The organism is Xenorhabdus anantnagensis, from assembly GCF_028598555.1.
In the GTDB taxonomy this organism is placed as follows: domain Bacteria; phylum Pseudomonadota; class Gammaproteobacteria; order Enterobacterales; family Enterobacteriaceae; genus Xenorhabdus; species Xenorhabdus anantnagensis.
Map to the genome: position 1 here is coordinate 1 of NZ_JAQRFN010000023.1, position 26,841 is coordinate 26,841.

The window sequence follows — 26,841 nt, forward strand, 5'->3', positions numbered from 1 at the left end:
TGCTGGAACTGGTCGAAATGGAAGTACGTGAGCTGCTGTCTCAGTACGATTTCCCAGGCGACGACACTCCAATCATCCGTGGTTCTGCTCTGAAAGCGCTGGAAGGCGAAGCAGAGTGGGAAGCGAAGATCATTGAACTGGCTGAAGCGCTGGATTCTTACATCCCAGAACCAGAGCGTGACATTGACAAGCCATTCCTGCTGCCAATCGAAGACGTATTCTCCATCTCCGGTCGTGGTACGGTTGTAACCGGTCGTGTAGAGCGTGGTATCGTTAAAGTTGGTGACGAAGTCGAAATCGTGGGCATCAAAGAAACCACGAAAACCACTTGTACTGGCGTTGAAATGTTCCGCAAACTGCTGGACGAAGGCCGTGCTGGTGAGAACGTTGGTGTTCTGCTGCGTGGTACTAAGCGTGATGACGTTGAGCGTGGTCAGGTTCTGGCGAAACCAGGTTCTATCCACCCACACACTCAGTTCGAATCAGAAGTGTATATCCTGAGCAAAGATGAAGGTGGCCGTCATACTCCATTCTTCAAAGGTTACCGTCCACAGTTCTACTTCCGTACTACTGACGTAACCGGTACTATCGAACTGCCAGAAGGCGTTGAGATGGTCATGCCAGGTGACAACATTAACATGATCGTTAACCTGATTGCCCCAATCGCAATGGATGACGGTCTGCGTTTCGCCATCCGTGAAGGCGGCCGTACTGTAGGCGCTGGTGTTGTTGCTAAAGTGATCGCATAATTTTTTTAATGTGTTCATTTTGGAAGGGCATCGACAGATGCCCTTTTTATACGTTGTCTTAAGAAGAACCTATCTCATCAATATTTGCTCATAATTAGCCATTTGATGGCAGATAAATTGCTATTTGATTGCTATTCTTAATTATTGGTGAGATAGGCTCTGATACAACGGGTGGACTTAAATATCATTAAGGTATAAAAGTCCTACTGAATTATGGCGCCGAGTCAGATACAATTACAATTATCTTTGGGTTCGGTCTGATTTGTTTTGCTCTTGCGAGGCAAGCTGGCTATCTATTTACATCATAGTTACTTACATAGAGTTACAGGTTGGTTTATGAGTGCGAATAGCGATGCTCAACAAAGCGGGCGTGGTCTTGATATAGCAAAATGGCTATTGGTAGCAGTGCTGCTGGTGGTTGCTATTGTGGGTAATTACTATTACCGAGAGTATAACCTGCCTCTGCGCGCGATAGCCGTGGTTGCTATTGCTGCCCTTGCAGGAGCAGTTGCATTGTGGACTGTAAAAGGTAAATCTGCATTAGCATTTGCCCGTGAAGCCCGCATTGAAATGCGTAAAGTCATTTGGCCAACTCGCCAGGAAGCACTGCAGACAACGTTGATTGTTGCAGTTGTGACGGCTGTCATGTCTCTTATTTTGTGGGGGCTTGATGGTATTCTGGTGCGTTTAGTTTCATTTATTACAGGCCTGAGGTTTTAAAAAATGTCTGAATCCCCAAAAAAGCGTTGGTATGTCATCCAGGCATTTTCTGGGTTTGAAGGTCGCGTCGCTCAATCTCTGCGTGAACATATCAAATTACAAGAGATGGAAGATTCTTTTGGCGAAGTGATGGTGCCGACAGAAGAGGTTGTTGAGATCCGCAGTGGTCAGCGCCGTAAAAGCGAGCGTAAATTCTTCCCGGGCTATGTCTTGGTACAGATGGTAATGAACGATGCGACTTGGCATTTGGTTCGTAGTGTACCTCGCGTAATGGGTTTTATCGGTGGCACTTCTGACCGCCCAGCACCAATCAGCGATAAAGAAGTTGATGCGATCATGAATCGTCTTCAACAGGTTGGTGATAAGCCAAGGCCAAAAACTCTGTTCGAACCAGGAGAAATGGTTCGAGTCAGCGATGGTCCGTTTGCAGACTTCAATGGTGTGGTGGAAGAAGTCGATTACGAGAAGAGCCGTTTGAAAGTATCGGTTTCTATCTTTGGTCGTGCTACACCAGTTGAGCTGGATTTCAGTCAGGTAGAGAAAGCCTGATCTGACGCTTAATTAAGCTGCTCTGCTTGCAAAGGGTGTGAAATTAGCATACAATTTCGCGCCTTTTGTTTTTATCTAGGTGTCATTTTAGATGATGTTTCCTAGGTAATTTAGGTAATATTTTAAGTGGCTTGGTCTTTTAGACGGGGCCTAAATTGTCAGGGGAGCCTCATTTTGAGGCGATAACACCCACACAGAGGAAATATAATGGCTAAGAAAGTACAAGCCTACGTTAAGCTGCAAGTTGCAGCTGGTATGGCTAACCCAAGCCCACCAGTTGGCCCAGCTCTGGGTCAGCAGGGTGTTAACATTATGGAATTCTGTAAAGCGTTCAATGCTAAAACTGAAAGCATTGAGAAAGGCTTGCCAATTCCAGTTGTTATTACTGTTTATGCAGACCGTTCTTTCACTTTCGTTACTAAAACCCCACCAGCGGCTGTTCTGCTGAAAAAAGCAGCAGGCGTCAAATCTGGTTCCGGCAAACCGAACAAAGATAAAGTTGGTAAAGTAACCAGCGCTCAGGTTCGTGAAATTGCTGAAACTAAAGCTGCGGACATGACTGGTGCTGACGTTGACGCGATGATGCGTTCAATCGAAGGTACTGCTCGTTCCATGGGCCTGGTAGTGGAGGATTAATCAATGGCTAAACTGACCAAGCGCATGCGCACTATCCGTGAAAAAGTTGATGCAACTAAACAATATGACATCAACGAAGCTGTTGCTCTGCTGAAAGAACTGGCTACTGCTAAGTTTGTAGAAAGCGTTGACGTAGCTGTTAATCTTGGCATTGATGCTCGTAAATCTGACCAGAACGTTCGTGGTGCAACTGTACTGCCACACGGTACTGGTCGTTCAGTACGTGTTGCTGTATTTGCTCAGGGCGCAAACGCTGAAGCGGCTAAAGCTGCTGGCGCTGAACTGGTAGGTATGGAAGATCTGGCTGAACTGGTTAAGAAAGGCGAGATGAACTTCGACGTAGTTATCGCATCTCCAGATGCAATGCGCGTTGTTGGCCAGCTGGGCCAAATCCTGGGTCCACGTGGTCTGATGCCAAACCCGAAAGTGGGTACTGTAACTCCTAACGTTGCTGAAGCTGTACAGAACGCTAAAGCAGGTCAGGTTCGTTACCGTAACGACAAGAACGGTATCATCCACACCACTATCGGTAAAGTTGACTTCGACGCTGACAAACTGAAAGAAAACCTGGAAGCTCTGCTGGTTGCGCTGAAAAAAGCTAAACCAGCTTCCGCTAAAGGCGTTTACATCAAGAAAGTTAGCCTGTCTACTACCATGGGTGCAGGTGTTGCGGTCGACCAGTCTGGTCTGAACGCATCAGCTTAATTATTTAAGCTGAGAATAACGCTTTACCTTAGCGTCAGATTTGTCTAAAATCTGACGCTTCAAATTTGCCTGATAGTGTGCTCTATGACACACAACCTTTGAAAGACAAGGCTGTATCGGCAAATAACAAGTTTTCGGTTGGAGCTTGGCCTAATCCAAGCCCCGTCCAAGACCGCAGGCGTAAGTAATTACTTAATATCCTGCGTAGACGGTGACAGAGCCAAATGAAATTTATTTTCTGGATTCTGCTCACCGTGTTTTAGCGCTCATGCACATTTTGTGCCTTGAGTGAAGTGAGTTCCGGGTTTTCCCGGTTAATCCAGGAGCAAGAAGCTAATGGCACTAAATCTTCAAGACAAACAAGCGATTGTTGCTGAAGTCAGCGAAGTAGCCAAAGGTGCGCTGTCTGCGGTTGTTGCGGATTCTCGTGGCGTTACCGTAGATAAAATGACTGAACTGCGTAAAGCATGCCGTGAAGCTGGCGTTAACGTACGTGTTGTACGTAATACTTTGCTGCGTCGTGCTGTTGAAGGTACTGAGTATGAGTGCCTGAAAGAAGCGTTTATTGGTCCAACCTTGATTGCTTTCTCTTTTGAACATCCGGGCGCAGCTGCTCGCTTGTTTAAAGATTTCGCGAAAGCGAACCCAGCATTCGAGATTAAAGCGGCAGCCTTTGAAGGTGAGTTTATCCCAGGATCAAATATCGATCGTCTGGCAACACTCCCAACTTACGAAGAAGCAATCGCACGCCTGATGGCAACCATGAAAGAAGCCTCTGCAGGCAAATTGGTTCGCACTCTGGCTGCGCTACGCGATCAGAAAGAAGCAGCTTAATTGTCTATTTCCTTCGTTGCTTTTTAACGTATAAACTTTTTCTGAATTTTAGGAACACTTGTTATGTCTATCACTAAAGAACAAATTCTGGACGCAGTTGCAGAAATGTCTGTAATGGACGTTGTTGAACTGATCAGCATGATGGAAGAAAAATTCGGCGTTTCTGCTGCTGCAGCTGTAGCTGTAGTGGGTGCTGCTGCTGAAGCTGTTGAAGAACAAACTGAATTCGACGTCATCCTGACTGGCGTTGGCGCTAACAAAGTTGCTGTAATCAAAGCAGTACGTGGCGCAACTGGCCTGGGTCTGAAAGAAGCTAAAGATCTGGTTGAAAGCGCACCAGCAGCTCTGAAAGAAGGCATCAGCAAAGACGACGCTGAAGCTCTGAAAAAATCTCTGGAAGAAGCAGGTGCTTCTGTTGAGATCAAGTAAGATCTGTTTGAAGTTCGCAGCCTGATTCATTAAGGCTGGCGGCTGGCGATTTTTTAATCGCCAGCCTTTTTGCGCTGTAAGGGCATTGCCTACAGCCATATTGCCTGAAAGGCATTATGTAGGGAGTTAGTAGCATTTCACACTGTTTGGCTACTAATGAACCCAGAATACTTTTTCCTATTGACGCCTTAATATACTGCGTTCTCAGCTACGATCCACTCGGGTAGCTCGGTAGTAAGGTAACGCAATGAAATGATTTAAGAGTAATAGCAATGAGTATTACGGAAAATATTCTATTTTCTGTTCGAAAAAATAGTGTTGCAGAGCGCTGTCCTTCAAGGGCGGGCAGAGTGGGTCACTTGTCAGCGAGCTGAGGAACCCTATGGTTTACTCCTATACCGAGAAAAAACGTATTCGTAAGGACTTTGGTAAACGTCCACAAGTTTTGGATGTTCCATACCTTCTTTCTATCCAACTTGACTCGTTCCAGAAGTTTATCGAGCAAGATCCTGAAGGCCAGAATGGACTGGAAGCGGCCTTCCGTTCAGTGTTTCCAATTCAGAGCTACAACGGCAATTCTGAGTTGCAGTATGTAAGCTACCGTCTTGGCGAGCCTGTCTTTGATGTTAAAGAGTGTCAGATCCGTGGTGTGACATATTCAGCACCGCTGCGCGTTAAGCTGCGCCTAGTGATCTATGAGCGCGAAGCGCCAGAAGGCACAGTTAAAGCCATCAAAGAACAAGAAGTCTACATGGGTGAAATTCCACTCATGACTGATAACGGTACTTTCGTTATCAACGGTACTGAGCGTGTTATCGTATCTCAGTTGCATCGTAGCCCAGGCGTTTTCTTTGACAGCGATAAGGGTAAAACCCATTCATCCGGTAAGGTACTGTATAACGCACGTATTATCCCTTACCGTGGTTCATGGTTAGATTTCGAATTCGATCCAAAAGATAACCTGTTTGTGCGTATCGACCGCCGCCGTAAGCTGCCGGCTTCGATTATTCTGCGTGCGATGAATTATTCTACTGAAGACATTCTAAATCTGTTCTTCAACAAAACCGTATTCGAAATTCGTGGCAATAAATTGCAGATGGCTCTGGTACCAGAACGTCTGCGTGGCGAGACTGCTTCATTTGATATCGAAGCAAACGACAAGGTCTATGTTGAAAAAGGCCGCCGTATCACAGCTCGTCATATCCGCCAGTTAGAAAAAGATCAGGTAGACCGTATTGAGGTACCTGTTGAATATATCGCGGGTAAAGTTGTAGCAAAAGATTACATTGACCAGAACACAGGTGAAATCATCTGTGCTGCTAACATGGAACTCTCTTTGGATCTGCTGGCACGTTTGAGTCAGTCCGGTCACAAATCTATCGAGACCCTGTTTACCAATGATCTGGACCACGGTGCGTACATTTCCGAAACTCTGCGTGTTGACCCGACCAATGATCGTACTAACGCATTGGTTGAAATCTATCGCATGATGCGTCCGGGTGAGCCACCAACACGCGAAGCCGCAGAAAACCTGTTTGAGAACCTGTTCTTCTCTGCAGATCGTTATGATCTGTCTGCGGTTGGTCGTATGAAGTTCAACCGTTCGCTGGATCGTGAAGAGATTGAAGGTGCTGGTATCCTGAGCAAAGAAGACATCACTGATGTGATGAAGAAGCTCATCGATATCCGTAACGGTAAAGGTGAAGTCGATGATATCGACCACTTGGGTAACCGTCGTATCCGTTCCGTTGGTGAAATGGCCGAAAACCAGTTCCGCGTTGGTCTGGTTCGTGTAGAACGTGCAGTGAAAGAGCGTTTGTCTCTGGGCGATCTGGATACTCTGATGCCTCAGGACATGATCAACGCCAAACCAATTTCTGCGGCGGTGAAAGAGTTCTTTGGTTCCAGCCAGTTGTCCCAGTTCATGGACCAGAACAACCCACTGTCTGAAATTACCCATAAACGCCGTATTTCTGCGTTGGGTCCAGGCGGTCTGACCCGTGAGCGTGCAGGCTTTGAAGTTCGAGACGTACATCCAACTCACTACGGTCGTGTATGTCCAATCGAAACGCCTGAAGGTCCAAACATCGGTCTGATTAACTCATTGTCCGTTTATGCGCGTACCAATGAGTATGGTTTCCTTGAAACGCCTTATCGCTTAGTTCGTGATGGTGTAGTGACTGATGAAATTCATTATCTGTCTGCGATCGAAGAAGGTAACTATGTCATTGCACAGGCGAACACCGTATTGGATGAAGAAGGTCACTTCGTTGAAGAATTGATCACTTGCCGTCATTACGATGAATCCAGCTTGTTCAACCGTGATCAGGTTCAGTACATGGACGTTTCGACACAACAGATCGTGTCCGTCGGTGCTTCTCTGATCCCATTCCTTGAACACGATGACGCCAACCGTGCATTGATGGGTGCGAACATGCAACGTCAGGCAGTTCCAACTCTGCGTGCTGATAAGCCGCTGGTCGGAACAGGCATGGAACGTGCGGTAGCGGTTGACTCCGGTGTAACCTCTGTTGCTAAACGCGGCGGTATGGTTCAGTACGTTGACGCATCCCGTATTGTAATCAAGGTTAATGAAGATGAAATGTACGCGGGTGAAGCGGGCATTGATATCTATAACCTGACCAAATATACCCGTTCCAACCAAAACACCTGTATCAACCAGATGCCATGTGTTTCTTTGGGCGAATTGGTAGAACGTGGCAACGTACTGGCTGATGGCCCATCCACCGACTTGGGTGAACTGGCTCTGGGTCAGAACATGCGCGTGGCATTCATGCCATGGAATGGTTATAACTTCGAGGACTCCATCCTCGTATCTGAACGTGTTGTTCAGGAAGACCGTTTCACTACCATTCACATTCAAGAACTGGCTTGTGTGTCTCGTGACACCAAACTGGGGCCTGAAGAGATCACTGCTGACATCCCTAACGTGGGTGAAGCTGCGCTGTCTAAACTGGACGAATCCGGTATCGTTTATATCGGTGCGGAAGTGAAAGGTGGCGACATTCTGGTTGGTAAAGTGACACCAAAAGGTGAAACTCAGCTGACACCAGAAGAAAAACTGCTGCGTGCGATCTTCGGTGAGAAAGCGTCTGATGTGAAAGACTCCTCACTGCGCGTACCAAATGGTGTTTCTGGTACTGTTATTGACGTACAAGTCTTTACCCGTGATGGTGTAGAGAAAGACAAGCGTGCGTTGGAAATCGAAGAGATGCAGTTGCGTGAGGCTAAGAAAGACCTTACAGAAGAACTGCAAATTTTCGAAGCTGGCCTGTTTGCTCGTATCCACTCTGTACTGGTTGCCGGCGGTGTTGAAGCGGAAAAACTCGCTAAACTTCCTCGTGGGCGTTGGTTGGAACTGGGTCTGGCTGATGAAGAAAAACAGAATCAGCTGGAGCAGCTGGCAGAACAGTATGACGAACTGAAAATTGAGTTCGAGAAAAAACTGGATGCTAAACGCCGTAAGATCACCCAAGGCGACGATCTGGCACCTGGCGTGCTGAAAATTGTCAAAGTGTATCTGGCTGTGAAACGTCAGATTCAGCCTGGTGACAAGATGGCAGGTCGCCACGGTAACAAAGGTGTTATCTCCAAGATCAACCCGATCGAAGACATGCCTTACGATGAAAACGGCACACCAGTAGACATCGTACTGAACCCGCTGGGTGTACCATCACGTATGAACATCGGTCAGATTCTGGAAACTCACTTGGGTATGGCGGCAAAAGGCATTGGTGACAAGATCAATGCAATGCTGAAACAGCAGCAAGAAGTTACCAAACTGCGTGAGTTTATCCAGAAAGCTTATGATCTGGGTGATGATACTCGTCAAGAAGTTGACTTGAACACTTTCACCGACGAAGAAGTAATGCGTCTGGCAGAAAACCTGAGAAAAGGTATGCCTATCGCAACGCCTGTCTTTGACGGTGCAAAAGAAACCGAAATCAAAGAGTTGTTGAAACTGGGTGGCTTGCCGACTTCCGGTCAGATCACTTTGTTCGACGGCCGTACAGGTGAACAATTCGAGCGTCAAGTAACCGTCGGTTACATGTACATGCTGAAATTGAACCACTTGGTTGATGACAAGATGCACGCCCGTTCTACCGGCTCTTATAGTCTGGTTACTCAGCAGCCGCTGGGTGGTAAGGCACAGTTCGGTGGACAGCGCTTCGGTGAGATGGAAGTGTGGGCATTGGAAGCATACGGTGCGGCGTACACCCTGCAAGAAATGCTCACAGTTAAATCCGACGATGTTAACGGTCGAACCAAGATGTATAAAAACATCGTGGATGGTAACCACCAGATGGAACCAGGCATGCCGGAATCTTTCAACGTATTGCTGAAAGAAATCCGTTCGTTGGGTATCAACATCGAGCTGGAAGACGAATAAATCGTTTTCCCGCTGGTACTGTCCGGCATGAAAATGTCGGGCGGTTTACCAGCCAGTGGTTGCACTGGTCCCAGTGGTTATACTGGTTATAGAGGGGAGTGGCATGGGCCACTCACCTAACAGGTCTAACTCCGACAGGAGCCATTTCGTGAAAGACTTATTGAAGTTTCTGAAAGCGCAAACCAAGACCGAAGAGTTTGATGCGATCAAAATTGCTCTGGCCTCTCCAGATATGATCCGTTCGTGGTCATTCGGGGAAGTAAAAAAGCCGGAAACCATTAACTACCGTACGTTCAAGCCTGAGCGTGACGGTCTTTTCTGTGCGCGTATTTTCGGGCCAGTAAAAGATTACGAATGTTTGTGTGGTAAATACAAACGTTTAAAACACCGTGGTGTGATTTGTGAGAAGTGTGGCGTTGAAGTAACCCAAACTAAAGTTCGTCGTGAACGTATGGGACACATTGAGCTGGCATCTCCGACCGCCCACATCTGGTTCCTGAAATCTCTTCCATCCCGCATCGGTTTGCTGCTGGATATGCCTCTGCGTGACATTGAACGCGTACTGTACTTCGAATCCTATGTTGTTGTCGAAGGTGGTATGACTAATCTTGAGCGTGGAAAAATCCTGTCTGAAGAAGAGTATCTGAACGCACTGGAAGAGTTCGGTGATGAATTTGATGCAAAAATGGGTGCAGAAGCAATCCAATCTTTGCTGAAAAGCATCGAATTAGAAAACGAATGTGAAAACTTGCGTGAAGAGCTGAACGAGACTAACTCTGAAACCAAGCGTAAGAAGCTGACCAAGCGTATTAAACTGCTGGAAGCTTTCATTCAGTCTGGTAACAAGCCAGAGTGGATGGTTCTGAACGTTCTGCCAGTTTTGCCACCGGATTTGCGTCCACTGGTTCCACTGGATGGTGGTCGTTTCGCTACATCAGATCTGAATGATCTGTATCGTCGCGTCATTAACCGTAACAACCGTCTGAAGCGCCTGTTGGATCTGGCTGCGCCAGATATCATCGTACGTAACGAAAAACGTATGTTGCAGGAAGCGGTTGATGCATTGCTGGACAACGGTCGCCGTGGTCGTGCGATTACGGGTTCCAACAAGCGTCCTCTGAAATCCTTGGCAGATATGATCAAGGGTAAACAGGGTCGTTTCCGTCAGAACCTGCTGGGTAAACGTGTTGACTACTCAGGCCGTTCTGTAATTACCGTAGGTCCATACCTGCGTCTGCATCAGTGTGGTCTTCCTAAGAAGATGGCACTGGAGCTGTTCAAGCCATTCATTTATGGCAAGCTGGAATTGCGTGGTCTGGCGACGACCATCAAAGCAGCCAAGAAAATGGTTGAGCGTGAAGAAGCCATTGTATGGGATATCTTGGATGAAGTTATCCGTGAGCATCCGGTTCTGCTGAACCGTGCACCGACTCTTCACCGTCTGGGTATTCAGGCATTTGAACCGGTCCTGATTGAAGGTAAAGCGATCCAGTTGCACCCATTAGTGTGTGCGGCTTATAACGCCGACTTCGATGGTGACCAGATGGCTGTTCACGTACCGTTGACTCTGGAAGCCCAGTTGGAAGCGCGTGCGTTGATGATGTCTACCAACAACATCCTGTCTCCTGCGAGTGGTGAACCAATCATCGTTCCATCTCAGGACGTTGTATTGGGTCTGTACTACATGACTCGTGACTGTGTTAACGCGAAAGGCGAAGGCATGGTTCTGAGCGGTCCTAAAGAAGCAGAGCGTGTTTACCGCGCAGGTCTGGCTTCTTTGCACGCTCGTGTCAAAGTTCGTATCCATGAAGAAGTGAAAGACGGTGAAGGCAATGTAACTGTCAACACAGGTCTGGTTGATACGACTATCGGTCGTGCCATCCTGTGGATGATTGTACCGAAAGGTCTGCCATACTCACTGATTAACCAGGCGCTGGGTAAAAAAGCAATTTCCAGAATGCTGAACACCTGTTACCGCATACTGGGCCTGAAACCAACCGTTATCTTAGCTGACCAGACCATGTACACCGGTTTTGCTTACGCTGCCCGTTCCGGGGTTTCCGTAGGTATCGACGACATGGTAATTCCTGAGAAGAAAGAAGGCATCATCGCGGAAGCAGAAGCAGAAGTGGCCGAAATTCAGGAACAGTTCCAATCAGGTCTGGTAACTGCTGGCGAACGCTATAACAAAGTTATCGATATCTGGGCTGCGGCGAACGAACGTGTTGCTAAGGCGATGATGGAAAACCTGTCTACTGAAACTGTTATTAACCGTGACGGTGAAGAAGAGCAGCAGGTTTCTTTCAACAACATCTTTATGATGGCCGACTCAGGTGCGCGTGGTTCTGCTGCCCAGATCCGTCAGTTGGCGGGTATGCGTGGTCTGATGGCAACTCCAGATGGTTCCATCATCGAAACCCCAATTACCGCGAATTTCCGTGAAGGTCTGAACGTACTCCAGTACTTCATCTCAACCCACGGTGCTCGTAAAGGTCTTGCGGATACCGCATTGAAAACCGCGAACTCCGGTTACCTGACTCGTCGTCTGGTTGACGTTGCTCAAGACTTGGTCGTGACTGAAGATGACTGTGGTACTCACGACGGTATCATGATGACTCCGGTTATCGAAGGTGGTGATGTTAAAGAACCACTGCGTGAACGTGTATTGGGCCGTGTGACGGCTGAAGACGTTCTGAAACCAGGCACAGCGGACATTCTGGTTTCACGTAACACCTTGCTGAACGAAAAATGGTGTGATCTGTTAGAAGAAAACTCCGTTGACAGCTTGAAAGTACGCTCCGTAGTAAGCTGTGAAACTGACTTCGGTGTTTGTGCTAAGTGTTACGGTCGTGACCTTGCTCGTGGTCACCTGATCAATAAAGGTGAAGCTGTTGGTGTTATCGCGGCACAGTCAATCGGTGAGCCAGGTACACAGCTGACGATGCGTACGTTCCACATTGGTGGTGCGGCATCTCGTGCGGCAGCAGAATCCAGCATTCAGGTACGTAACAAAGGTCATTTGAAACTGAGCAACGCGAAATTCGTTACGAACTCAGCAGGCAAACTGGTTATTACTTCTCGTAATACCGAATTGCGTCTGATCGACGATTTCGGTCGTACCAAAGAAAGCTATAAAGTACCTTACGGCTCGGTATTGGCGAAAGGTGATGGTGAGACAGTAACCGGCGGTGAAACCGTTGCGAACTGGGATCCACATACCATGCCAGTTGTGAGTGAAGTATCCGGTATTATCCAGTTCTCTGACATAGTTGATGGTCAAACCATTACCCGTCAGACGGATGAACTGACCGGCTTGTCTTCACTGGTGGTTCTGGATAGTGCAGAGCGTACCGGTAGCGGTAAAGACCTGCGTCCAGCACTGAAAATCGTTGACGCTCAGGGTAATGATGTTCTGATCCCAGGTACTGATATGCCTGCTCAGTACTTCCTGCCGGGTAAAGCGATTGTTCAGCTGGAAGATGGTATATCCATCTCCGCGGGTGATACATTGGCGCGTATTCCTCAGGAATCTGGCGGTACTAAAGATATCACCGGTGGTCTGCCACGCGTTGCGGACCTGTTCGAAGCTCGTCGTCCGAAAGAGCCTGCTATCTTGGCAGAAATCAGCGGTATTGTTTCCTTCGGTAAAGAAACTAAAGGTAAGCGCCGTCTGGTAATCAGTCCATTGGATGGCGGTGATGCTTACGAAGAGATGATCCCTAAATGGCGTCAGCTCAACGTATTCGAAGGTGAGGTTGTTGAACGTGGTGACGTGATCTCCGATGGCCCAGAATCTCCACATGACATTCTGCGCCTGCGTGGTGTTCACGCGGTTGCTCGTTACATCACTAACGAAGTACAGGAAGTTTACCGTCTACAAGGCGTTAAGATTAACGATAAACACATTGAAGTTATCGTTCGTCAGATGCTGCGTAAAGCAACTATCGCGAGCACGGGAAGCTCTGAATTCCTTGAAGGTGAGCAAGTCGAATACGCACGTGTTAAAGTTGCAAACCGTAAACTGGAGCAGGATGGTAAAGTAGCAGCTATCTTCCATCGTGATCTGTTGGGTATCACCAAAGCATCACTGGCAACAGAATCCTTCATCTCTGCGGCGTCGTTCCAGGAAACAACCCGCGTACTGACTGAAGCAGCTGTTGCAGGTAAACGTGATGAACTGCGTGGCCTGAAAGAGAACGTTATCGTTGGTCGTCTGATCCCTGCGGGTACAGGTTATGCTTACCATCAGGATCGCATCCGTCGTCGTCACGAAAACGAAGTGGTTGAAGCACCACAAGTTAGTGTTGACGAAGCCACTGCAAACCTTGCTGAATTGTTGAATGCAGGTTTTGGTAGCAGCAATAACGAATAATATCGTGGTAAGTACGTACAGCTAATTATGTATAGCTAATCGTGAAATGCCCTCTCTTTGTAGAGGGCATTTTTTTATCGGGTAGAAAAGATCTTGTTGCTGAAAACACGCTAAAATTAATAAAAACCACCTCATCGTGATATGCTTTATTTTTCCTTTGATTTTTTCCTATGATGTGTTTTGCCGTGAATGGTATTGAGACAAAAATATTTCTTATGAGTGAATGGTACTCAATCGTATTTATATTGAAAAATAGCAACTTAATAAATAGCAATTTAACAAATAGCAGTTAAAGCACTTAAGATAATATACTCCATGGATTTCAAGGTGCGTAGCCAACAAAGAGGCAACTTGAAAGACGAAGGGTATAACATTAGCGATTTATATAGGATTATAGTTATGGATATATTGGTAGACTTCTTTTTTACAATATTTGAAATATTTTATAAAATCATAAAATATACTCTCAAGTTTTTAGCTTGGATATTTAAGATTTCAGTTAAAAATATCACTATTTCATTACTTTCTATAAGTATTTTACTCCTCATTATATTTTCAGCAATGATGATGAGGTTTTTGTTCAATATATTATTATTATCAATATTGGTTTGTTTTATTTATAAATTTCGGGGAAAAATAAAAAATTACCTTAATAAAAAAGGGATTATGGATTATTTTAAGTAAATACACTAATAGTAATGAAATGTTGTCAGGAAGATAGGGTTATAGCCTGTAAAGTTCCAAAAATAAATATAACTATAACCCTTTAATAATTGAAAATTATTTCTTACTTTTTATCGTTTTGATAAAAGTTTCCCGTGCAGTTGGTGAGCCAAGGCGCTCCGCTTCATCCAATAGTTTCAATGCCTTATCTATATCGCCATGACTAATGGCTTTCTTGATGGCGTCATTGAAATATTGTTCCGTATCGTTCAGTACAGGTTTAACTGTAGGCGATATGATGGAGTGAGGGATAGCAGTAGGAGCTGTTATTACAGGTGCAGATATTGCCTGTGTAGAACCGACTGTGACCGGTTTGGACGTAGTTGTAGAAGTAGAGGTAGAAAATACCTGACCAATCAGAATATTGCCTGCATCGCGTTCTGATTTTACTTTTAGCGTTAATGTTCCTGTTTCTGTATGACGTGCGTTCGGATCTGGAATATTCGGGATAGAATTACCCACTCCTTTAGCATAAGCCTTAGCAGGATCGATCATTTGTGTTGAAGTTTGTAAATCTGAACGGGTGGTATAAATCAGCAAATAAATTCGCTGTTGCCCCAATGCAGGTGTTAGCTTTAATACACCCTCAAGCCTATCCGTGGACATAATGCCCGGTTGTTGATAACGAAAATAGTGACTTGGATAAAAGGCAGCGGGATGGAGTTGTTCATCAAGCACTAAAACATTCGGTGAGTATACCTGCTTATCTTTTATCAGGCTGTTCAGAGTGATTTCCAATGAACCTTGATTGGCGGGTAAAGCAAATGCAGCTATCGCTCCGCGAATATTCCCGTTATTAAGCTGCTGTGACGTGCTATTAAGAATAATAGTCTGTGTGCCATGAGTGTTAATTGGCTGCCACTGTAGTTTCTGCAAAGTGGGCAAAGACAAAGTTGGCGCGATAGCGTTGGTTGTTTCTGGATCTACTCCTGCTTTATGAGTTATTACAGAATGGGATTCTGTTGTATCAGACAGAGCGATATCTGATGCGGCATAACTCGCTATAGGAATCATGTTGCAGAGTAGAGCACTGAGACAAAGTGAGAGTAATTTCTTTTTCATTACCACCAAGCCTCAAATTGGGCACCAAACGTAAATTCATCATTGTTCCCACGACTGAATCGGTGTGCTGGTGTATCACGGTAAGCTACACCACTGACGTAACCGGATTTGTCATCGGCATAACCCCATTTTTCATTCCATTTGGTGTAAGTGGCAAATAAACGAATGGCAGGACGTGACCAGATACTGTCGCCAGCTTGCCACTGTTGAGCCAGAGTGATCTTATACTGGTTGTTGTTTGCCTTAGTACGCTGAGATTTGACATTGTCATAACCCACTTCCATCAGGGTACTCATTATTGGTGTCCATTTGTACATTGGGCGGATACCTACGGTGTACCATGTGTTACCGTTGTTATTGTCGCGGTCAATGTTTTGATACATGGCGACATACATGAGATCCCATTTTTTTGCGAGGTTGATTGCACCATGATTCATAACTCGCAGCATATGCCCGTTGTTGTCTACATTGGCTCCTTCGGAACGACCATTATTGTTGGAGATCATTGCGTCAGTTGCGTATTGCAAGACAAATTTGTTGAAACCACCTAACATACTTTGAGTATGTTCGGCAGTCAGCATCACACCATCTTTGGATGCCTTGTTATCAAGCTGATATCCCTTGCGTGCATTAGCACGCCCATAATCAATGCCAAATTCCAATGTGCCTCCGGCATTGACAGGTAAGTTTGCTAGTCGTATATCAAAAACATCATTAGAGGTTGGGGTTTCATTTTTTTTGCCGGCGATCCAACCATGAGAGCCACCGGATTCTGTATTACGGGTAACGGCAAGAGACAGTTTGCCAAAACCGAGATCAATATCTTCCAAACCTGCACCGGGGCCGGAAATATCCCAGTAATAGAAATCGATCATATGTATATCGTGACGCTGATAAAAGCGTTTACCAGCCCACAGTGTTGAGTTGGGCAGCCAGTCAATGATATTGGTTGCTTTTACGTTTGCTTCACGTAAAGCGGGATTGGTGGCTTCCCAGTCTTTTTCCTGACTGACGGAGTAGGCTAAATTGGTATCAAAATAGAAACGTTTGTTCCCATCTTTCCATAATTCTTGCCCTAGTTTAAGTTCAGCGTAGGTTTCACATTCGTTGCCGAGGCGGTATTTACTCGGCGCCCCAGTGGCCTTAGAACATTTCTGATCACCGCCACTACCTGTCCAGCCAATGCCTGAACGGGCATAGCCGTGGAAGTCAACAGCAATAGCCTGCATGGATAATAAACTAGTTAGCATAGCCAATGAGAGAGACAATATACGCATAATGATTCTCCTGTTATTTTTTATGGCCGCGGATTTAGACTCCGGGTTCTTTATGTAAACGCTGACATGCGGTTCCATCTTCGCGGAAAAGATGGCATCGGTGAGGAGCTAATCCGATAGTGAAATCAGCACCTTCTTTTACGAGAACGATATCAGGTTGGCGGTAAACCAGATTTTGATGAATAGCAGGTATGCGGATGTGAATCTGGGTTTCATTCCCCAGTTGTTCCACGATCTGTACTGTCCCCTCTAACGTAACATCAGCGATATCATTAGGCAAAAGGTGTTCGGGGCGAATTCCCAACGATACATTACTACCGACAGTTAACCCCTTACTTTCAACGGGCAACCAAACAGGCTGACCGTTCGGCAGGATAATCTGTACCTGATCGACGGCAATCGCTGATACTTTGACTGGCAGGAAATTCATTTTTGGTGAACCAATGAAACCCGCGACAAAGCGATTGGCAGGATAGTGATAAATTTCAAGGGGTTTACCAACCTGAGCAATATTTCCCCCATCCAGCACAACAATCTTATCTGCCAGCGTCATGGCTTCAGTTTGATCATGGGTTACATAGACCATCGTACGTTGCAGTCGCTTGTGTAGACGTGAAATCTCAATTCTCATCTGTACACGCAAAGCTGCATCCAGATTGGAAAGAGGTTCATCCAGCAGAAAGATATTGGGTTCAGCAACAAGAGTTCGACCAATGGCGACTCGCTGGCGTTGGCCACCGGACAGTGCCTTGGGGCGGCGATCCAGTAGATGGGCAAGCTGGAGGGTTTCTGCAACTTGTTGTACTCGCTTTTGGATATCGTTCTTTTTGGCACTAGCCAGTTTCATGCCGAATGACATATTGTCTGCAACAGAGAGATGGGGATATAGCGCATAAGATTGAAAAACCATGCCGATACTGCGCTTGGCTGGTGGAACATCATTCATTCGTTTTCCTGCTATCAGCAAATCACCGGATGTGATGTCTTCTAATCCCGCAATCATTCTCAGTAACGTCGATTTTCCACATCCTGACGGGCCGACAAATACGACAAATTCTCCTTCCTGAATATCAAGATTAAGATCTTTGGAGATGACCGTTTCACCATATGATTTAGATACATTGTGGAATGTGACACTAGACATTTTTTCCCTCTCTCGGATTTGCCACCTCAGTTTTCTGTTCGCTTCCTATTTCGTCTTCGTTTCCTATTCGCCATAGCGAGAAACTTAGTGAAAAACTGATGGCAAGATTGTGTATAAAATAACAGGCGTGAGAATCCTCCATCCCAGAATTTTTGATGGTGGAGGAGTCAGGAGGACGAGATTAATGTGATTAATAAAGGAGGGAAAAAATTGTCAGGTAAGATGTGACTTAAATCTCAAAAAAGGATGCCTGCTTGATGTTAACGTTCTGATTTTAATTGTTTTTGTAAGCCAGTTCACACTCATGCGGTATGAGGCGTAGAGCGGGGGAGGATGAGTCTTTTTTACATTGATTGCACACTGGTGCCATTTTATCGCTATGTAATAAAGATATTTATCTTGAATTAACAAATGAAAAGGCGGAATGATGACCAAGAAAATTTTAAAAGCGGGGACTTGTACCCTGATGCTTTCCGTTTTAACAACATGTGTACTGTCTGCTTCAGCCTTCGCGAAGCTGGAGGAAGGCAAGTTGGTAATTTGGATCAATGGTGATAAAGGCTATAACGGGCTGGCACAGGTCGGTGAAAAATTTGCAAAAGAAACGGGAATTTCTGTCATTGTTGAGCATCCTGATAAAATGGAAGAAAAATATACCCAGATTGCGGCCAGTGGAGACGGGCCAGATATTATTTTCTGGGCGCATGATCGCTTTGGTGGTTATGCTCTATCAGGGTTAGTAGCTGAAATCACACCTGATAAATCGTTTATTGATAAGCTATTCCCCTTTACGTGGGATGCTGTTCGTTATGACGGAAAATTGGTAGGGTATCCTGTCGCAGTTGAAGCTCTTTCTCTTATCTACAATAAAGATTTAATTAAATCCCCCCCTAAAACATGGGAAGAAATCCCCGCTTTGGACAATGAACTGAAAAAGCAAAATAAAAGCGCAATCATGTTCAATTTGCAGGAACCGTATTTCACTTGGCCGCTGATTGCTGCTGATGGCGGGTATGCCTTCAAGGCAGAGAACGGTACTTATAATGTTAAAGATAGCGGAGTGAATAATTCAGGTTCTAAAGCGGGAATGCAATTCTTAGTTGATTTAGTCAAAAATAAACATCTCAATGCGGATATTGATTATTCCATTGCCGAAGCTGCCTTCAGTAAAGGCAAAACAGCGATGACTATTAACGGCCCTTGGGCTTGGGCGAATATAGATAAAAGCAAAATTAATTATGGTGTGACTTTATTACCAACTTTTAAAGAAAATCCCTCTAAACCTTTTGTTGGTATTTTAACTGCCGGGATTAATGCGGCCAGCCCCAATAAAGAGTTAGCGAAGGAATTTTTGGAAAATTACCTGATTACTAATGAAGGATTGGCAACGATAGACAAAGATAAGCCGTTGGGAGCGGTGGCTTTGAAATCCTATCAGGAAATCCTCGCGAAAGATCCACGTATTGCCGCTACGATGGAAAACGCTCAAAAAGGTGAAATTATGCCGAATATTTCCCAAATGAGTAATTTCTGGTACGCAATGCGTAGTGCTGTTCTTAACACAGTCAGCGGTCGTCAGGCGGTAGATGCTGCTCTTGAAGATGCGAAAACGAGAATAACAAAATAAACGAATGACCAGCTCCTGATTCTAAGGAGCTTTAGCACCTTATTGTGATAGGTTCTGATTGTGATAGGTTTTGGGTGGTTGGGATTCAATCACAATTATTGGTAACAGGAAGTGCAAGATGTCAGCAATATTAGAAAAAACAGTATGGTGGCAGAATCCTGCCCTGAAATGGTTTTCTGTAGGTTTTTGCCTACTTTTTACTGGGTATCTGGTTGTGTTGATGTATGCGCAGGGAGAATACCTGTTTGCGATGTTAACACTGGTATTACTGGGGAGTGGTATCTATGTTTTTTCCAACCGGAAGACTTATGTTTGGCGCTATACCTACCCTGGAATTGCTGGAATAGGACTATTTATACTGTTTCCACTTATCTGCACGATTGCTATCGCTTTTACAAATTATAGCAGTACCAATCAATTGACATTTGAACGTGCTCAAACTGTATTAATGAGTCGCCATTATCAGACGGGAGAGCCATTTAATTTCAAACTCTATCCTGCATCTGAACAATGGCGTTTGGCATTAAGCGTTCCAGATAGTGATAATTTATTGATATCTGAGCCTTTTTCTCTATCGGGAGCGGAAGGGATAGTATTGCCTCTCCATCAGCAGGATAAAAAACTTGAAGGCGATGCCGCGACATTACGCACCATCACTCAGTATCGGCAGGCATTGGGTCAATTGGTGGTAGTTCTTCCTGATAACAGTAAATTGAGAATGAGTTCTTTACGCCAGTTCTCTGCTATCAATCCCCTTTATTCTCTTGATGAAGATGGGGTTACGCTGACTGATAAACAAACTGGTTTACGGTATCGACCGAATATGGATATAGGGTTCTACCAATCCATTAATGCAGAAGGAGGGTGGACGGAGGAAACGTTAAGCCCTGGGTTCACAGTTTCTATTGGTTGGAAAAACTTCTTAAGAGTGATACAGGATGAGGGTATTCAAAAACCTTTTTTGTCCATTTTTATCTGGACAGTGGTTTTTTCTCTATTGACAGTGGTACTGACTGTTGCGCTGGGTATGATCCTCGCTTGTATTGTGCAATGGGAAGCGCTCAAGGGACGGGCAATTTATCGTGTATTGCTTATTTTGCCTTATGCTGTTCCATCGTTTATTTCCATTCTGATTTTCAAGGGATTGTTTAACCAGAGTTTCGGTGAAATTAATTTGGTGCTGAATGGACTGTTTGGCCTTAAACCGAATTGGTTTACAGATCCAACACTCGCTCGAACAATGTTGATTATTGTAAATACGTGGTTGGGCTATCCCTATATAATGATTCTTTGCATGGGGCTGCTGAAATCTATCCCTGATGATCTTTATGAGGCATCAGCACTTGATGGTGCTGGGCCGTGGCAGAATTTCACCAAAATTACTTTTCCATTATTAATTAAGCCATTGACACCATTGTTGATTGCTAGCTTTGCTTTCAACTTTAATAACTTTGTCCTGATTCAGCTGTTAACTAACGGTAAACCTGATCATATTGGTACAACGACACCTGCGGGCTATACCGATCTTTTGGTTAGCTATACCTACCGTATCGCATTTGAGGGTGGTGGTGGACAGGATTTTGGTCTGGCGGCAGCAATTGCAACATTGATCTTCTTGTTGGTAGGCGCATTAGCCATCATCAATTTGAAAACCACCCGCATTAAATTTGATTAAGGAGGAAAGAAGATGGCGATGGTACAGACCAAATCGCAACGATGGCGGGTATGGGGAACACATGCATTTATGCTGGCTTTTATTGCCCTGATTTTGTTCCCTTTGCTGATGGTAATTGCCATTTCTTTGCGCCCAGGTAATTTTGCTACGGGTAACTTTATTCCAGACACTATTTCATGGGAACACTGGAAGCTGGCACTTGGCTACAGTGTGGAATCTTCTGATGGACAAGTCATACTCCCGCCATTTCCTGTCATGCAATGGCTCTGGAATTCTGTAAAGGTTGCATTCATTACTGCCACTGGCATTGTGGCACTATCAACGACGTGTGCTTATGCATTTGCCCGCATGCGTTTTCGTGGAAAAAGCCCCTTACTCAAGGGAATGCTTATATTTCAGATGTTCCCTCCAGTACTTTCGTTGGTGGCACTCTATGCCTTGTTTGATCGATTGGGAGAATATATTCCTTTCCTTGGTCTCAATACCCACGGTGGTGTGATTTTTGCTTATATGGGCGGAATTGCTTTGCATGTCTGGACGATCAAAGGTTACTTCGAAACGATAGATCGCTCTCTGGAAGAAGCCGCTATGTTGGATGGGGCGACATCGTGGCAAATTTTCCGTTTGATACTGCTGCCACTTTCTGTACCTATATTGGCTGTTGTATTTATTTTATCGTTTATTGGCGTCATTACGGAAGTACCTGTTGCATCTCTGCTATTACGTGACGTGGACAATTACACGTTGGCAGTGGGAATGCAGCAATATCTTCATCCACAGAACTATCTCTGGGGAGATTTTGCTGCGGCGGCTGTACTTTCTGCTATTCCTATCACGGTGATTTTCTTACTTGCTCAACGTTGGTTGGTGGGTGGATTGACATCGGGAGGAGTGAAGGGCTGAGAGTTGTTTTATATATATTCGCTTTTGTTGGTTTGGTTCTTTGTTGGTTTAGCTTTCCCCCAATCACATTTGTTTATGTGATTGGGGATTTTTTTCTTTGCCACCACCTGAAATTTATTGGGTATATAGTGGGTGGCTTAACGAATTATGCGCTTTGTTTTCGGCACCCTTCTACGGTTTGTAACAAATGGTTGATATGGGTATCCGCAAACATATTTTCCAACGTGATGGTGAGTTTTCGTCGCCAGTTAGGGTATTCTTCTGTTGTGCCAGGGATATTAACGGGGCGTTCCATATCCAGCCAGTCTTCAGGTTGTAATCCTAATAAGGCACAAGCGCTATGGGCTATATAGCGATGTATGCTTTGATTTATGTCAGTTGACATCAAATGTTCAGTTTGTGCCAGAGATATTGGTTTCTGCAATGAGGAAAGGGTATCAGCCTTGCTCAACTCTTCTGATGTCTTACCTAACTCTTCTAATAAATAACCGTGACGACTTAAACTGGCTAGTAATTCCTGCTTGCAGCGTTTACGTTCAGAATACAAATCGGCAAGAAGCGCTTTATCAGGGTATAAGCCGATGGCTTCTCCTAAGGTTAGATCTTCATTTTGCCAGAATCCGCGTAAGGTAGGTAAGTCATGGGTAGTAATGGTTGCCATTGCTTGCACGGGATATTCATCAGGGGAGCGATATTCACCTTGTTCGTTGCGTTCAAAATAAAATACCTTATAGGAATAAACACCTCTATCCCGTAACTTATCGACAATTTCTTCCGGCACGATCCCCAAATCTTCACCTATCACCAAACAACGATTACGTTGGCTTTCCAGTGCCAATATTGCTAACAAATCATCAACTGGATAATGGACATAAACGCCTTTATCGGCAGTTTCTCCCTGTGGTATCCACCAGAGCCTGAGAAGAGACATCACATGATCGATACGCAATGCCCCGCAATGGCGCATGTTGCTACGTAGTAACTCAATGAAAGGTTGATAGGCTTGAGCTTTTAAAACATGGGGATTCATTGGTGGAAGCCCCCAATTTTGGCCTAGTGGCCCTAGAATATCAGGGGGCGCTCCTACAGATGCTTTGGTGCAATAGATGCTTCGGTTACACCAAGTTTCTGAGCCACCTTGAGCAACACCGACGGCGAGATCACGGTAAATGCCAATCGACATATGACTGGTTTGGCTGGCAGTGAAGCATTCGGCAAGTTGAATATCAGCCAGCCATTGTAGCCAGAGGAAAAACTCTATCTCCTGTGGATGTGAATGACAGAATGCTTTAACCGCGTTACTTTCCGGTTCACGATATTCTTCCGGCCATACAGGCCAGCCCCAATAAGCATGATTTTCCTCGTATAGCTTATGGTGCAGCGCATCATAAACAGCTTGAGAGTAAAGATTCTTGCCACTTTTGGTTACAAATTGCTGGAAAGCGATCTGTTGGGGATCATCGTCAGACCGAAACTTAAATTGCCGGTAAGCCAGACGTAATGCCGCCATTTTTAATGTCATGACAGTGGCGTAATCGACCCATACTGCTTGGCGGGCTTGCTGGAGTTTGCTCTGTGTTTCCGTTGAGTGCCACCACTCTTGTGCTTCAGCGCTGTAATTAAAGTCTTCCACCTGATGCACGGCAATGTAAATAATATTGAGCCAGTGGCGGGAAGATGGGCTGTAAGGGCTGGCATTTTCAGGCATTGCAGGATATATGGCATGAAGAGGATTCAGGCCAATAAAGGCGCCACCACGTTGTGCCAGTTCTTGCAACATATATTTCAGATCGCCAAAATCACCAATTCCCCAGTTATTTTCTGATCGCAGGGTATAGAGTTGAACGCAAGCACCCCAAAGTTTTTCGCCACGTGTTATGGCATCGGGTTCGTAACAGCGTTCTGGAGCAACGATAAGCTGTATAGAGTATTGCCGAGAGTGAGTTTCTGGTTTCACCTTCGGTATTAGGAGCAGTGTGTGATATCCCAAGGGGAGATCGGTCGGTAAAATAAGTTGAAGTTGGCAGTAACCATGAAATATTTCGCCTTGCTCAGTATGTATCTGCCATTGGTAATTATTGGTATCTTCCAGAGGCAGAGTCACTATTTGCCCCTGAATAACCACTTTAACATGAGGTAAAGAAGAAGCATGTAAATGAGAAACCGGTCTTCCGACCGGTATATCTGTATTCATGGCTTCCAGTATTCGATGCCTGGTTTCAGCGGGGATCGCCTGCGGTTTCCCATAGGCATTAATATATTCGCTGACAATGCCGGCCTCAGTTGCCAAATCATTGAGGCGTTTGTTTTCCATACTAAATCCCTATTTAGTTTGCCAGATATGTTGTTGATAATCTTGGATAGCACGGTCAGAACTAAATTTACCCATTCGAGCGGTATTTAGTACAGTACTTCGTGTCCAACCTTGGGCATCGCGATATCGAATATCAATTTGCTTATGGGCATGGCAGTAAGAGGCAAAATCAGCCAGAACTAAATAAGGATCACCACCGTCAGTCAGGCTATGTAACATGAGATCAAATGAGTGCGTATCTCCGTGGCTGAACTCACCGTTGGCGAGAGAGGCAAGAATATCTTTCAGATGGTGATCCTGTTGGAGTACATTTTGTGGATTGTAGTTGCTGTTCAGTAAGGCTTTGGCTTCTTCCACGGTTTTTCCGAAGATAAAGATATTGTCGTTGCCAACTTGTTCCGCGATTTCGACATTCGCTCCATCCAGTGTTCCGATGGTTAGTGCACCGTTTAAGGCTAATTTCATATTGCCTGTACCAGAGGCTTCTTTGCCCGCCGTGGAGATTTGTTCTGATACATCGGCAGCCGGGATCATCAGTTCTGCTGCGGAAACATTGTAATCGGGGATAAAAGCAATTTTGATGCGATCACGGACGATAGGATCATGATTGATCTTTTCGGCTGCATGATTGATGGCTGAGATGATGTTTTTTGCCAGATAGTAGCCGGGAGCTGCTTTGGCACCGAACAGGAAGACGCGGGGATGGATATCCAAGGCCGGATTTTCCTGAATCTGCCGATAAAGTGACAAGATATGGAGCAGGTTCAGATGCTGACGCTTGTATTCATGCAAACGTTTTATCTGTATATCGAAAATAGCATGGGGATCAATCTTGAGTCCCATTACTTTATTGACATAGTTAGACAGGCTAATTTTATTGTCTTGCTTAATGGTTCGATAGGTTTCACGGAAAGCAGAATCGTCGGCATAAGGTTCGAGCTTCTTCAAGGCAGCAAGATCATGAATCCATTCATGGCCTAATGTTTGGTCAAGTAGTGAAGAGAGTGCAGGATTACACTGTTTTAACCAACGACGAGGGGTTACACCATTAGTCACATTGTGGAATTTAGTTGGCCACAATTGATGATATTCGGGGAACAAATCTGTCACGATAAGGGATGAGTGCAGTGCTGCGACCCCGTTGACAGCAAAGCAGGCGACAACACAAAGGTTAGCCATTCTTACTTGATTGTCGTGAATAACCGCCAATTTTTCCCAGACTTGTTGGTTATCAGGCCAGATTTGTGCCACGGTTTTTTTAAAGCGTCGGTTGATTTCTTGAATAATGCGATGATGACGTGGCAGAAGTTCACTAATAAGTTGTTCATCCCAACGTTCTAAGCCCTCTGGCAGCAAGGTATGGTTGGTATAGGCGAAAGTTTTCCCTGTGATTTCCCATGCTGTTTCCCAATTCAATTGATATTCATCAAGCAGAAGACGCATCATTTCAGGAATAGCAATGGTTGGATGTGTATCGTTAAGCTGGATAACTTCGTATCGCGCCAGCTCTTCTATTTTGCGTCCTGCTTGTTGATGGCGACGCAGAATATCTGCCACGGCACAAGCACACTGAAAATATTGTTGCATCAGGCGCAGTCGCTTACCTACTTGGTGATTATCATTAGGGTAGAGCACTTTAGTCAGGCTGCTAGCTTCAATACCTTGCTGTTCGGCATGCAGGAACTGCCCATCATTGAAAAGTGATAGATCAAAGGGGCTATCGTATGTTGCTTGCCATAGACGAAGGGGTTGAGTTACACCGTTGTTATACCCAATCACAGGTAAATCCCACGCTTCGCCAATCAGACTAAATGCGGGAACCCAAGTTTCATGGCCATCGGCAGTTGTCACGATTTCACCACCAAAACTGACGCCAACTTTTAATTGTGTGTTATGGCGGAACCAAGGATAAGACTCGCACCCCCAATCGTCAGGGGCTTCAATTTGTTGACTCTTTTTAAAAGATTGGCGGAAGAGACCATATTGATAATTGAGGCCATATCCCGTAGCGGATTGATTGAGGGTCGCCATTGAATCGAGAAAACAGGCTGCCAGTCTTCCCAATCCACCATTGCCTAAAGCGGGATCGGTTTCTTCTTCCAGCAAGTCACTCAAAATGATGCCATATTCTGCTAAATAAGACTGAATATCGTCATGCCAACCAAGATTTAACAAGTTGTTAGCTGTCAGTCGACCTATCAGAAATTCCATCGAGATATAATTCACATGACGTTGGCTGTCAGGAGCTGAATTAAAAAGATTCTGCTGTGCGGGAAGAGGGAGTAATTCAGAAACTGCTGCACTAATGGCTTGCCACCATTGATGCGGAGTCATTTCCTGAGCGGAGTTGAGCCCGAAACGCTGCCACTGGCGTATAAGTGCAGCCTGAAATAAAGCTTTATTGAGCTTCGGGTTTTTATCTAATTCGCATTTTTTATTTAATGTGGACTTTTGATCTAATGTAGATGGTTGCATGGCGTCGTCATCCTGTCACTGAATGAAGAAAATTGGGGAAATTATTTAGAGGGATATGCTGAAGGTTAGTGACATGGGAAACATCATCCCGTAAAAATATTCACGGGGAGGAGTGCAAGGGCGTAGCTATTTCTTTCGAGTTTTTCCGCAATTTCATAGAGAAATAGCAAAATTGCAATCAAAGAATGTGACAAGGTGCAATTTAACACAATGAAATTAATCAACTTGTTTGCAAA

Annotated in this window: 17 protein-coding genes; 12 read left to right on the plus strand and 5 right to left on the minus strand. The window is 45.1% G+C overall.

Annotation, left to right across the window (positions count from 1 at the left end; genetic code table 11):
* The 9 genes from PSI14_RS15200 to rpoC all read left to right on the plus strand — a co-directional run.
* Positions 1-749: elongation factor Tu (locus PSI14_RS15200; RefSeq protein ID WP_273576677.1), on the plus strand; the 749-nt coding region annotated here is incomplete at its 5' end.
* A 336-nt stretch (positions 750-1,085) separates the two neighbouring features.
* Positions 1,086-1,469 carry a preprotein translocase subunit SecE gene (gene secE, locus PSI14_RS15205; protein WP_273576678.1) on the plus strand — a complete coding sequence of 128 codons (384 nt, stop codon included), beginning with the start codon at positions 1,086-1,088 and terminating at the stop codon, positions 1,467-1,469.
* Between the two features lie 3 nt (positions 1,470-1,472).
* On the plus strand, positions 1,473-2,018 hold the full coding sequence (gene nusG, locus PSI14_RS15210; RefSeq protein WP_092519796.1) for a transcription termination/antitermination protein NusG: 546 nt from the start codon (positions 1,473-1,475) through the stop codon (positions 2,016-2,018).
* Positions 2,019-2,225: 207 nt separating this feature from the next.
* Positions 2,226-2,654 (plus strand): 50S ribosomal protein L11, encoded by a 429-nt coding sequence (gene rplK, locus PSI14_RS15215; RefSeq protein WP_273576679.1) that lies wholly within the window; start codon positions 2,226-2,228, stop codon positions 2,652-2,654.
* Positions 2,655-2,657: 3 nt separating this feature from the next.
* A complete protein-coding gene (gene rplA / locus PSI14_RS15220) occupies positions 2,658-3,359 on the plus strand; it encodes a 50S ribosomal protein L1 (RefSeq protein WP_273576680.1) in 702 nt (233 codons plus the stop codon).
* Between the two features lie 336 nt (positions 3,360-3,695).
* The gene (gene rplJ / locus PSI14_RS15225; protein WP_273576681.1) at positions 3,696-4,193 is read left to right on the plus strand and encodes a 50S ribosomal protein L10; all 498 of its coding nucleotides are present in this window, start codon (positions 3,696-3,698) and stop codon (positions 4,191-4,193) included.
* Positions 4,194-4,256: 63 nt separating this feature from the next.
* The gene (gene rplL, locus PSI14_RS15230) at positions 4,257-4,622 is read left to right on the plus strand and encodes a 50S ribosomal protein L7/L12 (RefSeq protein WP_273576682.1); all 366 of its coding nucleotides are present in this window, start codon (positions 4,257-4,259) and stop codon (positions 4,620-4,622) included.
* A 382-nt stretch (positions 4,623-5,004) separates the two neighbouring features.
* Positions 5,005-9,033: a DNA-directed RNA polymerase subunit beta gene (gene rpoB, locus PSI14_RS15235; RefSeq protein WP_273576683.1), complete on the plus strand. Its 4,029-nt coding sequence runs from the start codon at positions 5,005-5,007 to the stop codon at positions 9,031-9,033.
* 148 nt (positions 9,034-9,181) lie between these two features.
* Positions 9,182-13,405 (plus strand): DNA-directed RNA polymerase subunit beta', encoded by a 4,224-nt coding sequence (rpoC, locus tag PSI14_RS15240; RefSeq protein WP_273576684.1) that lies wholly within the window; start codon positions 9,182-9,184, stop codon positions 13,403-13,405.
* Between the two features lie 780 nt (positions 13,406-14,185).
* Here the strand turns inward: rpoC and malM are convergent.
* From malM to malK, 3 genes are read right to left on the minus strand one after another with little or no spacing between them, the layout of a single operon-like run.
* Positions 14,186-15,190, minus strand: coding sequence for a maltose operon protein MalM (gene malM, locus PSI14_RS15245; RefSeq protein WP_273576685.1), 1,005 nt, complete (start codon positions 15,188-15,190; stop codon positions 14,186-14,188).
* On the minus strand, positions 15,190-16,467 hold the full coding sequence (locus tag PSI14_RS15250) for a maltoporin (RefSeq protein ID WP_273576686.1): 1,278 nt from the start codon (positions 16,465-16,467) through the stop codon (positions 15,190-15,192). The genes malM and PSI14_RS15250 overlap by 1 nt, the downstream gene beginning before the upstream one ends.
* Before the next feature lie 34 nt (positions 16,468-16,501).
* Positions 16,502-17,611, minus strand: a complete 1,110-nt coding sequence (gene malK, locus PSI14_RS15255) for a maltose/maltodextrin ABC transporter ATP-binding protein MalK (RefSeq protein ID WP_273576687.1) — start codon at positions 17,609-17,611, stop codon at positions 16,502-16,504.
* A 427-nt stretch (positions 17,612-18,038) separates the two neighbouring features.
* Here malK and malE point away from each other — a divergent pair, with 427 nt between their 5' ends.
* The 3 genes from malE (at position 18,039) to malG (ending at position 21,816) form a co-directional block, all read left to right on the plus strand.
* On the plus strand, positions 18,039-19,238 hold the full coding sequence (malE, locus tag PSI14_RS15260) for a maltose/maltodextrin ABC transporter substrate-binding protein MalE (protein WP_273576688.1): 1,200 nt from the start codon (positions 18,039-18,041) through the stop codon (positions 19,236-19,238).
* A gap of 118 nt (positions 19,239-19,356) precedes the next feature.
* Entirely contained in the window at positions 19,357-20,913 is a 1,557-nt protein-coding gene (gene malF / locus PSI14_RS15265; RefSeq protein ID WP_273576689.1) for a maltose ABC transporter permease MalF, read from the plus strand.
* 12 nt (positions 20,914-20,925) lie between these two features.
* Positions 20,926-21,816: a maltose ABC transporter permease MalG gene (malG, locus tag PSI14_RS15270; protein ID WP_273576690.1), complete on the plus strand. Its 891-nt coding sequence runs from the start codon at positions 20,926-20,928 to the stop codon at positions 21,814-21,816.
* A gap of 145 nt (positions 21,817-21,961) precedes the next feature.
* Here the strand turns inward: malG and malQ are convergent, their stop codons facing one another.
* On the minus strand, positions 21,962-24,130 hold the full coding sequence (malQ, locus tag PSI14_RS15275) for a 4-alpha-glucanotransferase (protein WP_273576691.1): 2,169 nt from the start codon (positions 24,128-24,130) through the stop codon (positions 21,962-21,964).
* A gap of 9 nt (positions 24,131-24,139) precedes the next feature.
* Positions 24,140-26,605 carry a maltodextrin phosphorylase gene (gene malP, locus PSI14_RS15280; RefSeq protein WP_273576692.1) on the minus strand — a complete coding sequence of 822 codons (2,466 nt, stop codon included), beginning with the start codon at positions 26,603-26,605 and terminating at the stop codon, positions 24,140-24,142.
* Positions 26,606-26,841 lie beyond the last annotated feature (236 nt).